This is a genomic window from Paenibacillus sp. FSL L8-0502, from assembly GCF_038593055.1.
Lineage (GTDB): Bacteria > Bacillota > Bacilli > Paenibacillales > Paenibacillaceae > Paenibacillus > Paenibacillus polymyxa_D.
The window spans coordinates 1323105-1335300 of record NZ_CP151958.1 but is presented as its reverse complement, the minus strand read 5'-3'; the positions used below and the strand labels follow the sequence as shown (position 1 = coordinate 1335300).

Genomic DNA, 12196 nt, shown 5'->3' with positions numbered 1-12196 from the left:
GTTATGCGCCACCTCCTAAATATCTATCCTGTGTTGTATGTTCATTTTCATAGAGGGTCATAGACTCCACTTCGGCAATGGTCAGGTAGCGTAATTTATACTCCACTGCCATGTGGGCGGGCTTGATCTCCTCAATGGTTGCTTTCAGGTCCTCCACGTTGGGCGGAATCCCGATGGTATCTATAAATTTGACCGTAAATCCCCATTCGGCAGGGTGAAAAATAACATCTACCGTACCTCCGTCATACGCCTCTGCTACATTTTTGACAAGCCGACCGGAAAAAGTTCCTGCCCCTCGCAGCTTCGACTCCACCACCGCACGCCGTTGGTCCAATGGCTTCGCCAGATCGGTTTCAATCCCCAACTCCATTTCCCAGCGTTCCAACCCCCATGTGGCGGTACGTACAAAAAACTGTCCCACCGTTGCATCCATTGCAAGATACAAGGCGTCCAATTCGCTTCCTTTAGCATCCATATCGGAACGCATCACGCGTGAGGTTTCGTAATAGGAAGGCAAATAGGAAAGCAGCTCACGTCCTCGCTCGCTGCTCATTTGGCCCACTGTATCTTCCGCTATCGTTACTCGATTAACCAAAGTGCCACTACGGTTTGCATGTTTTCCCTGGTCTGGGTTATTCAATAAATCGCCAAAACTGTTCGTTCCATTGTTACTCACTGACGCTCACCGTCCCCAGCACGGCTACCTGGCCTGAGCCAATCTCAATATTCTGATTGCTCTGTCCATTGATTTTCAGTTCAGAGAAATCAATAATAATCGGAATATCGAGCAAAACAGCAGAAATCCGGGTATACCGTACCAACGGGTCTTCCTTGTAAAAGGCAAGCTGCTTCAAATACGTCCGCACACCGCTCTCGATGAGCTTTTTGATTTCATCCAGTGTGGACGGCTTCTCTTTGGTACGCTGTACCTTGACTGAGATGTTAATCTCCACTTCTGCTGCTGGCATGATCGTCACCACAGGGCCCGCTGGCGCCAGTCCTTCTCCTTGTCCATCCTGCGTCGGATCGATGTACTTCTGCACCGCAGCAACGATATCTGGGCTGGCTGCGCGTTTATCCGTATCCAGCACATATAACCCCACTGTTCCCGGTCCTTTCCAGAGCGGAACTACTTCCACGCCACCCACTCCAGCAATCTCATTCGCCCACTGAGTATACTGCGCCTTGTTGCCGCTTGTGCCCTGGTTCCGCACCTTGGCATAAAAACGCTCCAGCAACAGCTGGTCGCTCTCAACGTCTGTACCGCTTTTGGTTTGCTCCGTATTGATCACAGAGGCAACCCCGCTAATCGGAGTGGCCATCACCTGGATGACGCCCGCAGGTACATTACCGCTGCGCCCGGGGTTGACCGCCCGAATAGCCGCTTCCCCGGCACCTTGTTCATCCAGCGTGACCGAAGCCGTGGTCGCATACTCAATAGAAGCTTCCCCGGATACATCATCTGCCGGGGTCGCCACCAAGGTCCCCGCCGGGACAGTCGTTCCCGCTGTGCCCGTGAACGTAACCATACCTGAGGCCGCAACCGCTTCTCGCCGTGTCACCCCATGCTCTGCTGTCCGCAAATCCAGCTCCGGCGAACGAAAATCCGGGTTGTCGCTGGCTGCTGTGCTGGCAAAGCCCCGACGCAGCAGCTCCTGCGCCCAGATCGCCGCTTCCGAGAGCATGAATGCCACCGGCGCCTGCGCATCCCAAATAAAAGAGCCCTCGGACTTATCAATATCCGAAGGCACTTTTTCCAGCATTCGATTTAAAATTTCCTCTTCCGTCTGGTCTACCAAATATTCCGGCAAGTCTGCCATTAGATCACCACACTTTCCACAATTTCCGTTTCATCCCGCACGTTCGTAATCTGGCAGCTAAAATGGCACGCCTCGCCTTCCCAGCGAAACGTGAACTGATCCACACTAGCCGTACGTGCATCTGCTAGTAGCACCTCTGTGACCATGCGTTTAATTTCACTTTCCTGCACACCGTGCCCATAGCTGCTGCCAATGAGCTCCTCCAGCTCACTCCCATAGTCAGGTGAATAGATCACATGCCGGTAGCGAGGAGTGCGAATCGCTTTTTCACACCACTGTACCCACGCTTCCTTCTCCCCTGTAGTCACGATTTTACGACTAGGGCTCATAACAAACTCACCGGCTTCAAAATCAAACCGCCAGCTTCGCCCAAATACTGCGCGGTTATCCTCCAGTACATCCGGGTCGGTCATATCCGTGTCTGTCCAGATCACATCATCTGTTTCAGGAAATAAATTAGCCACGTCCACTCACCACCTTGCACACGACCACCACATCATTGCCGCTATTCACCCGAACCGCAAGTACACGATCTCCGGGCTTGAGTCCTTCGTTCAAACTGAGATTCACATCCTCCAGCTCGTCTTCCCCGATATAAAAGAAAGTTTTCAGCTCTTTGCCTTCCCAATTTTCCGGTTCCACTGCGGTTGAGGTGCCTTTATACATATGACGTGGTATAGATAGCAGTCCCGGCAGCTCCGCGACCAGATAATCCTGAAGCTCATGTTTAAAATCGTCCAGCTTGAGTCCCGTGGAGGTGATCGTGCCTAGTACCGCGCCTACTCCACTCAACGCTTGCCGAGTGTGTCCCGCCATAGACGACTGCATTACACTTACAAATGCACCATAGGGATCTTTACTCAAGAAAATACCTCCTTTTAACCATATCGAAGGAAGCGAGCTCTAAAGTCATATTCCCCGGGCTCCCCAAATCCCGACTGACTGAAGTAACAATCAGCTTTAATCCTTGTAACATCACAGCTTCACCGGCACGTATGGTATTAATATCTGGTAAATTAACTGTAAAAGTTTCCTGGATTCCAGTTAGATGACTTTTAGCAAGCTTACTGGCTCCGCCAGCTGCTTTCACTTGATCATCTTCCACCAGTTTTTGCAAAGTACCTAGCGCTTTAGTATCCCCTTCTGCTACAGCCAGCACCTTAGACGGTACCTCTTGTCCGCTTCCTACGTTCTCATTAGCTGTCATTACTTTGACCTTAGTTACGGCTCCCTCAAGTGTCCGCAACTGCGTAAGATCAATAAATCGGTCTAACACATAGGGGGAAGGATTGCTACCGATTTTAAATAGCTCCAATCCAGCACTTGTCATGCGTAACTGGTACAAATCTCCGCCCAATTTTGCTGTCTCTTTCAAATCAGCAAGCATCATGGAATATAGGGTCTGGGCACGATAAATACCTTTTCCTAATCGCACTTTCGTATCAGGTATTGAGGTGATCTGAAACTCCCAATCCTTCGCGTATTTACGCAACCGCTGCGTAGCTGTCTGTCCTTTGGGAAATAAATATTCATCCTCGGATTTATCCAGATAAATCGTCCGATCATATACCACCAGAGAGAAACGTTTTGTACCGCTGTTAGAGCTCTCTACTTCCCATACAACAGCAGGGTGGAGAAGTGGTACCTTTACATTTTTTCCAAATGGAATTCCACTGACACGAATAGACATTCCCGGAGTAATCGTGGGCATAACATTTGAAGCAGCTACACGTATGCTGGCCTGATATGCAATTTGATTAAGAGCATCTTTTAAAGTTATTTTCTCAACTAGGGAGGTAAGATCATATCGATCTTGAAGTATTACTTGGTAACTCATGGCATCACCAGCTTTTGACCCGCTTTAATCCTATTCGGATTGTTGCCTATGATCTTTGAATTCACTTGATATATACTTTTCCATTTGGAACTGTCCCCCAACTCCAACTTTGCAATTTTAGAAAGCGAATCCCCAGTTTTGACAGTGTACGTCTTAGATTTAGTTTTAAGATTCGTGCGTGGAAGGTTACTAGAGTTTACTTTTTGAGGAGAATTCCCTTTTCGCAACACTATTTTAGGTTCCCTCCATGTACGCAAAGTAATTTCAAAATATATATCTCCTGCCTCGCCTCCACGAAAGGTCGTATTATGAGCAATGATAAAAACAGGAACATTAATTAGTGTATTCGTAATAATAAATTGGTACGGCTTCTCTGCTTTTAACATTGCATTTAACCTGTTCATCGCTTCGTTAGGATCTGGGATATTTTTATAACGACAATAGGATGCATCGTACACCTTGGGAAAAAAAGAAGAAAAGGTGATTTCTTTCACCTTTTCTCCTTGTGGAAAATCAAATTCCCCATGTGTAAGCATCGTAACTGTTTCATACCCTTTTTGCCGTGAAATATTCACCTCTTCGGGATTAACTGGGAATTGAAACACGCTTTGACCATTAATCAGAAAAAAGTCTATACCCATAGCCTCCCTCCTTTCTGCTGTGATAGATTTACGTTAGACTAGTACAGCTTTATCCTTTTTAAGGGAACTATTGTCCCCTCCACCTCTATTAATAATTGCCTGTCGTACCTCATTTACAATCCGGTGTCCTACTTGAAGTGCCATCGTGTCGAAATCAATAGAATCTTCTTGAACCGTTACCTGTACTGCTCCAGGAGGCAACGTTACACTGATTTGGTTGTTCGTTTCTGTCTTGAAATCCTTGAGAAAGCCTGAAAGGCTACTCATTTGTTCATCCGTTATTTGCACGAGCTGTGGAGCTGGTTTTCCTCCTTTCGCCGTAGGAATTTGTGAACCACCTGGCCCCATACCCTGAATCACCTTGGAACGGTTTTGGGCATCCTGAATAAAAGATGGTAATGGAAGCCCCGGATCAACCGAAGGGAATCTTGACAGAGCTAATGACGCTCCCGGTGCAGTTGAAGCGGGATTATAAGATTGCGAGGCCTTATTTACAGAAACAACAGGTTGTGATTTTTCAGGTTCATTTGAATAACCAAACAAATTAGAGAAGTCACTTTTCAAACTTTCTGTTTGACTAGAAAACCAATTACTGACATCAGATGCTTTATTACTCATCCAATCTGTAGCTTGGGAAGCTTTTTCACCAACCCAATCCTTCGCAACACTTGCTTTCTCGCCAATCCAATCCTTTGCACCAATAGCTTTTTCTCCAACCCAGTCCATTGCAGAAGTAGCTTTTTCTCCGGCCCAATCACTCATTTCAGAGAACTTTTGAGCTAACCATTCACCTGCTAAACTATCTACTACAGCGCCTACAATTGCACCAATAAGACCACCAATTACAGTACCTATACCTGGAGCAATCGCTGTACCAATAGCTGCCCCAGCAGTAATAAAGCCACTTCCTAAAAGCGCTGATGTAATAGCAGCCGGACGTTCTTCCGGCGACGCTGTAGCAATGTCTACAATATCTAATACTATGCTAATTGGGCCAAGCAGCTTCTTGCCCCCCTTCATTGCTCCCTTACCTATCTTTTTAAGCATATTTCCTGGATTTTCACCAAGTATTTTTTTACCGAAATCAAATATCTTTCCAAACTTCCCCTTACCTCCATGCGGAGTTGGCCGTCCTCCTGGGACTCCCGGCTTAGAGCTAGGTTTTGGGTTAAATAAACGTTTTGCTTTTTCCCACAGCTTAGGAAGTCCTCGTTTTTTGCCAGGGCTTTTTTTGTTGTTCTTATTTTTCTTTTTGTTTTTACCATCAGGTCCATCTTGTTCAGCAATGCTTCTTTTACTTTTTCCTTTTTTCCCACAGCAACAACAATTACAGATCACCTTAATTTTTGGAGAAACTCGAATAGGACCTGTTTTTACGTTGATCTTAGGCGCATATTTTGGAGCTGCGACTCTAATATTCAATCTAGGTGGTTTTACCTTGATATCATAATTAAAGTTAAAGTCAAATTTAGGATCCTTTATTTCTAAATTTGCAGTAACACTGATAGACTTGTTCACAATATTTGAAACATTTAAATTATTTCCCCGGTTGCCACCCTTAGCTTTCTTCTTATTTGTATCGTCTTGATCAATGCCCGTTTTTGCACGTGCAACAATATAGGCATCCTTAAGACTTTTTAGCTTTCTGATAAGCGCTTCGAGGACTGGAGTCGCCTTATCAATCAGAAAGACTTTTGGCCTAATGCGTAGCCGGCTAAGACGAACAGCTAGGCTGTAAATATTCCCAAGATGCCTATGCATATACTTAAGTTCCGTATTCAGCTTAATCAAGCTCTGATAACGGGCACGTCCTAGGCGATCAGAAAGCCGTTGTATCTGCTCAATATAGCGACTTGTTGCTTTAAGTTCCCGGTTTGTAATTATCAAATCCTCTACATCTGTAACAATATTAACTCTATAGTTACTTGATCCTGCCATTTACTCACCTCCTTACGTATCTATCATTGCTGTATTTGCTTGGATAATGCGTCTAGTTCCTCTTCAGCAAATGCAATTAACATGGATTTTTCACCTCTGTTTAAGGCCCAAAACTCTCCGGGACGGAGATGATGCCGTATCCACAGATGATACAGCACCGATGTCATTCCGCCGGAGCGAATCAGTTTTTTAGATCATCAATTTCCACACCGAAGCCGGACAGTTCCAGCACCTTATCCCCTACTGCATCCAGTTCACCTGCCAGAAGCATTCGACGCACAGCCTGTTCACCACCAGACAATTTAAGTCGGCTAGTAATTCGCGGATCACCCCATCCGTTAATTTGCAGACCTTTTACTTCTAGACCAGCCGTAGCTTCCGAGATAAGCAGTGCATTGAATGTTTCTGTATCTACTTTTTCATCCACACGGCCTTTAACCGTTTTACGAATTGTGCACCGTTCACGGATGCTATCTACTTTGTTGGATGTCAAACCACGAAGTGTGAGAAGCATATCCAGGCGCTGAATCCGAACAGTTTCCTCTGGTAATTTATCTGCAGCTTCAAAAAGACTATCCAAAATTTGTTCCTCTGACATATTTTCAGGCAAACTCATATTAAATCCCCCTAATAAATTTTTGAAAATTGGGCCCGGATTACTCCAGGCCCACCATAACCAATAAATTATTCAGCAACGATAGGATCAAGCAGTTCATAGCCTTCAAAGGTGAAAGTAGTTTCTTCTGGCACTTCTTCTCCCGCAGTCCAGTTAGCCAACTGAATCTTATCTGGCATGCAGCGAATCAAACGAACGCGTTCATGTCCAAAAGATTCAGGATCGTCTAGCTTGGAAATAATATCGAATTTTTCAAAACCGCGACGAATCATATCGGAAGTTACTTTGTAACCACTCATCGTTCCAGTGCCTTTTTTAGCTCCATTTTTATGCACCTTCCAAGTATTACCAACCAAATTCAGTTCTCTTTTATCAATTTCCACGCTAGCTTCCAGCTTGTTAATATGTGTCTGCCATACCCCATCAATATATGCCTGACCAAACGTACCTAAAATAACTCTTGAAGCATCCAACATTTCTTTTTCCTCCTCAAAATAATCCATAATATAGTTCGGGATTTCATAAAATTCTCGTTGTTAACAAGCTACTTCATTTCAGCCGATTGCCTGCGAAATGCTTATACACGTAAAATGCTTATTTATTGCACGTAAAATGTGCCGAACAACTGCTCCATCACGTCGGTGAGCTTCACGTTCCATTGCAGGAACACTTGATCCGGCTCCGGTTTGATGACTGGCGCATCGCCGTAGTAAGCCGGGTCGAGAATGACATCGTAGCCATCTGCTTCGATGACATTGCTCAGCGACAGCTGTGCCAGGTATTCTTTGATTGCACCGATAAGTGCCAGACGGCCTTCCACCGTATTGTTGATTTTGCCAATGTAAGTCTCTTCAGCTGCACGCTGCAAGTCAGCGTTAATAGCGTCCATGACACGGATGGAACGAATTTTCTTCCATGCGTTGTTTTGCCCGGCAGATGGATTCACCAAGCTGTTGATCCCGCGCAGCGCTTTGACCTGACGGCCGTCGAAGAACAGCAGGAAGACACCATTACGAACAGCCTGCTCCTGCTCAGAGCGTGTCCAGCGGCGGGTTACATCCTCAAAAGGCGTAACCGCATAAGTCGCCGATTGATTCAGACGTTGGCCTGCAATCAGTCCGGCTACATAAGCAGCCGTTTGGGCAGAACTGTAGTCCGTACCTGCCAGACGTACGCCTGTACCGACGTTCACGATGCCTTCATGGTTCAGCGCCAGGGAGCGTGCAGAGGCCAAGCTGACGGCTGTTTTGGACACATCATCTGCCGCAGAACCGCCGAATACAGCGATTACGCCTTTACCTTCGCCCCGGACACGCTTGATCCAGGCAGCGAAGCTTTGCAGCAATGCCAGATCAGCTGCATAATCCAGAGCCAAGACATTAAATTCCTGTCCTTCAAGTGCCTCCTGCATCGCGATGTAATCGGCATTAACCAGCTTGCTATTGCCACTGTTGCCGCCAGTAAGATGTACGCCGCTGACATCCACCGGAATGCCGCCGTCGCCAACAACCTCGGCCTTCACCCATACGTTTTCGCTGTTCTCGTTCATGGCCTTGGCAATGGAGGCAGCCGTACCGTCACTGCCTTTGTACGTTCCGAGCAGCTTGGTTCCTTCATAGAGGCGCACCTCACGAGCTTGCTCATCACCCAAAGTTGGCTGTACAGTTACAGCAAAACCATTACCGCGGCTACCTGTGTACAAAGCCTTCAGGCGCAGCACATCCGCCGGGGTCGCACCGCCGCTTTTCAGCGTCACAGATGCTTCAGCAGCTGTATCATCTGCCAAACGGTAGGCTAAGAGCTTTTTCGGACCGCCCAGCAAAGCCAGATACAGCGTCGAATACGCGGTCGCACCGTCCAGACTGTCACCCGAAAAGATTTGGCTGATTGCCGTTTCACTGCCGATCTCTACAAACTCACGTACAGGGCCCCAATTCGCCTTAACGGGCACAACGACCGTACCACGCGACCCACCTTGAATCGCTGAAGCTGCTGCTGCCTGAAAATTCATATACAAACCCGGCAATACCGGTTTATTCGTGTTTTCCCATGTTCCGCCTGCCATAATTAGTCCACCTTCGCTTTCATAAATTGTTCGATTTTAGTGTGTGCTTCTGCTACCGTAAACAGCTTGTCCTGTGTGCCAAAAAAGGCGCCTGCCAGCACTTCTTCTTTCACGGAAAACAATGGTTCTGCGTGCTCTTTTAGCTCCTCCAGCGTATAGCGAGGGCCACTTGCTTCTTGCCCGGCATATACCGGGGCCTTCTCATGGTTTTCCAAGGTCACTCGGACCACCTCATTTCAAAATAGGATGAATTTCCACTCTGCGAATCAACGCCGCTTCCTCAGCCGGACGCATACGCCGCTGTACTAACATCAGCCGAAGCTGACCATCTAAAATGGCATCTGCCTGCAAATCGGCTGAGGCTTCAGCTGTAGACATATAACGGCCCTTGTCCTGATCCAGAGGAAGCTGGATTTGAGCGGCAAAGCCCTCGATCAGTGCGGAAGCTGCGCGGTTTTCCTCGGTGGTGTCCGGGGCGGTAATATGCCCGATGAACCGTTTGCGCAGCTCATACATGGAGGCTCCCGCCATCCTAGTTTCGCAGCCGCTCATCCGCCATAGTACCGCTTGCCGCCCCGGCTGTGCGGGCCATGCGTCGGCGTATACCGACCACGTTTCGCCCAGTTGCTTCTGCGTCCAGCGGACCAGCGCGGCCAGCCACTCTTCCGGCTGTGTAGCACCGCTTGCTGGAACAGCCAAACCACCTTCCGTCTCAGGCACATACACGCCAAAACGAAGCGTTCTATAGGCCTTGCCCGTAACGGTGTCCAGCTTTTCTGCATCCCGCACGCCCAAATAGTGCGCGGTAAAAGTCGATGTATCCTCACCTGCACCTGTCACGGGTTCCCGGTGCAGCCCGGCAATCAGGGCATTCGCCCATACGTCAGCCTGCGCCAGCCCGGCTTGTCCTGCGTACAGCATGATGCGGACAACCTGCCGATAGCCGGCCCAGGAAGACTTCCAGATTTCCTCACCCAGCGCCATAACAGCATACGGCTCCTCTGCCGTCTGCGACGGTGGCTGAACATCGTATACACGCCCTTGCAGAGCTGGAATAATTTCAATGAGCTTTTGCTTAAAGGCTTGTCTCATTCTGCGGCATGCCACCTTTGCGTACCCTGCGTTCGCATGTTGTGGCTATTCAGCCAGGCTTTTTTCCACTTCCGTGTTCTCATCCGGCGCAGCCCCATACTCATGCATTGCAGCATCCCTTGCTTAGGCAACACGACTCCTCCTTTCTATTCAACGAATTCCCGGGAACCGACAGAGACGATCACCGCATGAAAAAACCGGCCCTAATGGCCGGCTAACGTTTGACTGTGTGTGTCTTCGGTATGTCCTCTTGTCTTGATTCCCGATGATATAATCTTACACCCTAATAACGAATGCGTTGCCGGGGAAATGGACGATAAAAGCAGAGACTAGGGATGATGTTGGGAGGTTTTTTGAGAACACACGTTCGTATCGCAAAAAAGACCTTGACCCCTGTTATTACAGGAATCAAAGCCTTTTAGGAAACATTTTAAAATAGAAATGAGAACAAGTGGATAATTATTACATCAACCCAATTTTCGATCCGCGCCCTTCTGCAAGCCTGCCAAATTTAAAACGCCTTGGTCCGCCAGTGCAAGCGCCATTTTGTAAAAAGCACGCGTGCGAAGCTTCGTATACGTATCCTTGCTGACTGGCGGGTCTAACACATAATTGTAAACCTTGTAATCGAACACATCGTCATCCTTTAAATAACGTTCACGGATAAGCAGCTGTTCGCGTTCATTCAAGCGGCTCACTACGGCATCCACCATTTCGCAGTAGGCCAAGCGGGCGGCAGGAGCATCTACATTATATACGGCTGTCCGGGCCGTTGGATCGCTTGTCACATTTGTTGGGCCGCTCGGGCGATCCGTATAGCCAGCCGTAATAAAGCTCTCCCGATCCATAAAGGTAATCGTTTTATAAATCCGGTATTTCTCAAACACACCCTCCAATGCATTCTGCGTTTTGCGACGGTCCAATTCGGGTAAGTTATTTCTCATGTAAAGCAACACTCCTTATCTTATGCCTTTTGACAATGATGTATTTTTAAATATAAAAACGCTTATGTTTACAATTCGTTCCCTTTTTGTTCGCATCTTGAGTATAACATAACATTATTTAGGATAGTTATCCATCGTCAAAAAAAGCAGTATAGCTCCAAAAACAGGATAATCGCTTTATTTTCCTATGCCTTTTGGCATATTACGTGCTTTTACTATTTACCTAATGGTATAATAAAAGCAATATCTATGATTCTCTTGCAGAAAGGAGCCCCCATTGTGGAACAGCCAGCATTCGGAACTTACTTAAAACAGCAGCGCGAGCACAAACACTTGAGCATCAACCAATTGGCAGACGCCGCAGGTATTAGCAATTCACAAATTTCCCGCATTGAAAATGGACTGCGCGGAATTCCCAAACCCTCCACTCTCCGCAAAATAGCGGACGCGCTCAGCGTATCCTATACCGAAATGATGAAGGCCGCCGGATATTGGGGAGACGATGATTCAATGGAGCAAAGTCCATATGAACTTTATCCTTCTACTGTACCGGAATGGGCAACCTCTAAAGACCGCCGGGATTTTAAAAAAATGCTGGAGGAAGACGACGAATTAATGTTCGATGGCATTCCGCTGGATGAAAAAGATCGTCAACGGATCAAGGACGTTCTGACAGGTCTGTTCTGGGAAGCCAAACAGATGAACAAACATAAAAAGCCCAAAGAGCCCCAAGCGGGCAAAGATCAGGGATAGCAGGTGAGCGTATGAACGAACTCATTCACAAACTTGTCCGAAAATACCGTACCAACTGCCCCTTCGATATTGCGAAAGCCCTGGGTATCCATATCCGATACTGCGATCTAGGCCCCACAACCAAAGGGCTGTATTACCACAAGCTACGTAGAAGATTTATCGTTATCCACAATGGCCTCACACCCGAATGGGAACGGTTCGTCTGTGCGCATGAATTGGGACATGACCGACTGCATAAAGGCATCAGCCGCTTTTTTATGGAGGAGCATTCCTACTTTTCCCCAGGAAAATTTGAACAGCAGGCCAATCGGTTTGCCGTGCTTTTGTTGAGTGAAGGAAAACCGCCACTAGCTGACGAAACGTTGGATCACTATTTACCCCGCATTGGGCTGCCCAAAGAGACTGCCCTTTTTTTTGATCACAAAACAGAACACTAGTTCCCACCCGTAGGTTACTGTTTATTACTTCCTCTATAATATAGGTAACTAGA

The 12196-nt window shown here is 47.3% G+C and carries 16 protein-coding genes; 2 read left to right on the top strand and 14 right to left on the bottom strand.

All coding sequences use genetic code 11. The features are described 5' to 3' along the window. Position 1: 1 nt before the first annotated feature. From NSQ57_RS05955 to NSQ57_RS05890, 14 genes are all read right to left on the bottom strand, one after another. Positions 2-676, bottom strand: a complete 675-nt coding sequence (locus tag NSQ57_RS05955) for a YmfQ family protein (protein ID WP_029516167.1) — start codon at positions 674-676, stop codon at positions 2-4. Beyond that, positions 669-1820, bottom strand: coding sequence for a baseplate J/gp47 family protein (locus NSQ57_RS05950; protein WP_029516166.1), 1152 nt, complete (start codon positions 1818-1820; stop codon positions 669-671). The genes NSQ57_RS05955 and NSQ57_RS05950 overlap by 8 nt, the downstream gene beginning before the upstream one ends. Then, the gene (locus NSQ57_RS05945; protein WP_029516165.1) at positions 1820-2284 is read right to left on the bottom strand and encodes a DUF2634 domain-containing protein; all 465 of its coding nucleotides are present in this window, start codon (positions 2282-2284) and stop codon (positions 1820-1822) included. The genes NSQ57_RS05950 and NSQ57_RS05945 overlap by 1 nt, the downstream gene beginning before the upstream one ends. After that, complete coding sequence (locus NSQ57_RS05940; protein WP_342425778.1) at positions 2277-2684, bottom strand: hypothetical protein; 408 nt, start codon at positions 2682-2684, stop codon at positions 2277-2279. The genes NSQ57_RS05945 and NSQ57_RS05940 overlap by 8 nt, the downstream gene beginning before the upstream one ends. Further along, positions 2677-3657, bottom strand: coding sequence for a phage portal protein (locus tag NSQ57_RS05935; protein ID WP_340931561.1), 981 nt, complete (start codon positions 3655-3657; stop codon positions 2677-2679). The genes NSQ57_RS05940 and NSQ57_RS05935 overlap by 8 nt, the downstream gene beginning before the upstream one ends. Beyond that, entirely contained in the window at positions 3654-4292 is a 639-nt protein-coding gene (locus tag NSQ57_RS05930) for a LysM peptidoglycan-binding domain-containing protein (RefSeq protein ID WP_254329439.1), read from the bottom strand. Before NSQ57_RS05930 ends, NSQ57_RS05935 begins: the two co-directional genes overlap by 4 nt. Before the next feature lie 39 nt (positions 4293-4331). Then, positions 4332-6236, bottom strand: a complete 1905-nt coding sequence (locus NSQ57_RS05925) for a hypothetical protein (protein ID WP_340931560.1) — start codon at positions 6234-6236, stop codon at positions 4332-4334. 181 nt (positions 6237-6417) lie between these two features. Then, entirely contained in the window at positions 6418-6852 is a 435-nt protein-coding gene (locus NSQ57_RS05920) for a hypothetical protein (protein ID WP_090736430.1), read from the bottom strand. Between the two features lie 68 nt (positions 6853-6920). After that, positions 6921-7328, bottom strand: coding sequence for a phage tail tube protein (locus NSQ57_RS05915; protein WP_025678602.1), 408 nt, complete (start codon positions 7326-7328; stop codon positions 6921-6923). Between the two features lie 122 nt (positions 7329-7450). After that, a complete protein-coding gene (locus NSQ57_RS05910) occupies positions 7451-8917 on the bottom strand; it encodes a phage tail sheath family protein (RefSeq protein WP_029516160.1) in 1467 nt (488 codons plus the stop codon). 2 nt (positions 8918-8919) lie between these two features. Continuing rightward, a complete protein-coding gene (locus NSQ57_RS05905; protein WP_069011550.1) occupies positions 8920-9138 on the bottom strand; it encodes a hypothetical protein in 219 nt (72 codons plus the stop codon). A 10-nt stretch (positions 9139-9148) separates the two neighbouring features. Beyond that, positions 9149-10009, bottom strand: a complete 861-nt coding sequence (locus tag NSQ57_RS05900) for a hypothetical protein (RefSeq protein ID WP_342425777.1) — start codon at positions 10007-10009, stop codon at positions 9149-9151. Next, positions 10006-10140, bottom strand: coding sequence for a hypothetical protein (locus NSQ57_RS05895; protein WP_268988490.1), 135 nt, complete (start codon positions 10138-10140; stop codon positions 10006-10008). Before NSQ57_RS05895 ends, NSQ57_RS05900 begins: the two co-directional genes overlap by 4 nt. Positions 10141-10476: 336 nt before the next feature. After that, complete coding sequence (locus NSQ57_RS05890) at positions 10477-10953, bottom strand: ArpU family phage packaging/lysis transcriptional regulator (RefSeq protein WP_029516157.1); 477 nt, start codon at positions 10951-10953, stop codon at positions 10477-10479. 279 nt (positions 10954-11232) lie between these two features. Here NSQ57_RS05890 and NSQ57_RS05885 point away from each other — a divergent pair, with 279 nt between their 5' ends. After that, positions 11233-11706: a helix-turn-helix domain-containing protein gene (locus NSQ57_RS05885; protein WP_069011548.1), complete on the top strand. Its 474-nt coding sequence runs from the start codon at positions 11233-11235 to the stop codon at positions 11704-11706. Positions 11707-11717: 11 nt separating this feature from the next. Next, entirely contained in the window at positions 11718-12143 is a 426-nt protein-coding gene (locus NSQ57_RS05880; protein WP_250259133.1) for an ImmA/IrrE family metallo-endopeptidase, read from the top strand. Positions 12144-12196 lie beyond the last annotated feature (53 nt).

Excerpts from the sequence above, each read along its gene's own strand:
- NSQ57_RS05950 (WP_029516166.1), bottom strand. The coding sequence starts at position 1,820 with ATGGCAGACTTGCCGGAATATTTGGTAGACCAGACGGAAGAGGAAATT.
- NSQ57_RS05935 (WP_340931561.1), bottom strand. The coding sequence starts at position 3,657 with ATGAGTTACCAAGTAATACTTCAAGATCGATATGATCTTACCTCCCTA.
- NSQ57_RS05925 (WP_340931560.1), bottom strand. The coding sequence starts at position 6,236 with ATGGCAGGATCAAGTAACTATAGAGTTAATATTGTTACAGATGTAGAG.
- NSQ57_RS05920 (WP_090736430.1), bottom strand. The coding sequence starts at position 6,852 with ATGAGTTTGCCTGAAAATATGTCAGAGGAACAAATTTTGGATAGTCTT.
- NSQ57_RS05915 (WP_025678602.1), bottom strand. The coding sequence starts at position 7,328 with ATGTTGGATGCTTCAAGAGTTATTTTAGGTACGTTTGGTCAGGCATAT.
- NSQ57_RS05910 (WP_029516160.1), bottom strand. The coding sequence starts at position 8,917 with ATGGCAGGCGGAACATGGGAAAACACGAATAAACCGGTATTGCCGGGT.
- NSQ57_RS05900 (WP_342425777.1), bottom strand. The coding sequence starts at position 10,009 with ATGAGACAAGCCTTTAAGCAAAAGCTCATTGAAATTATTCCAGCTCTG.
- NSQ57_RS05890 (WP_029516157.1), bottom strand. The coding sequence starts at position 10,953 with ATGAGAAATAACTTACCCGAATTGGACCGTCGCAAAACGCAGAATGCA.
- NSQ57_RS05880 (WP_250259133.1), top strand. The coding sequence starts at position 11,718 with ATGAACGAACTCATTCACAAACTTGTCCGAAAATACCGTACCAACTGC.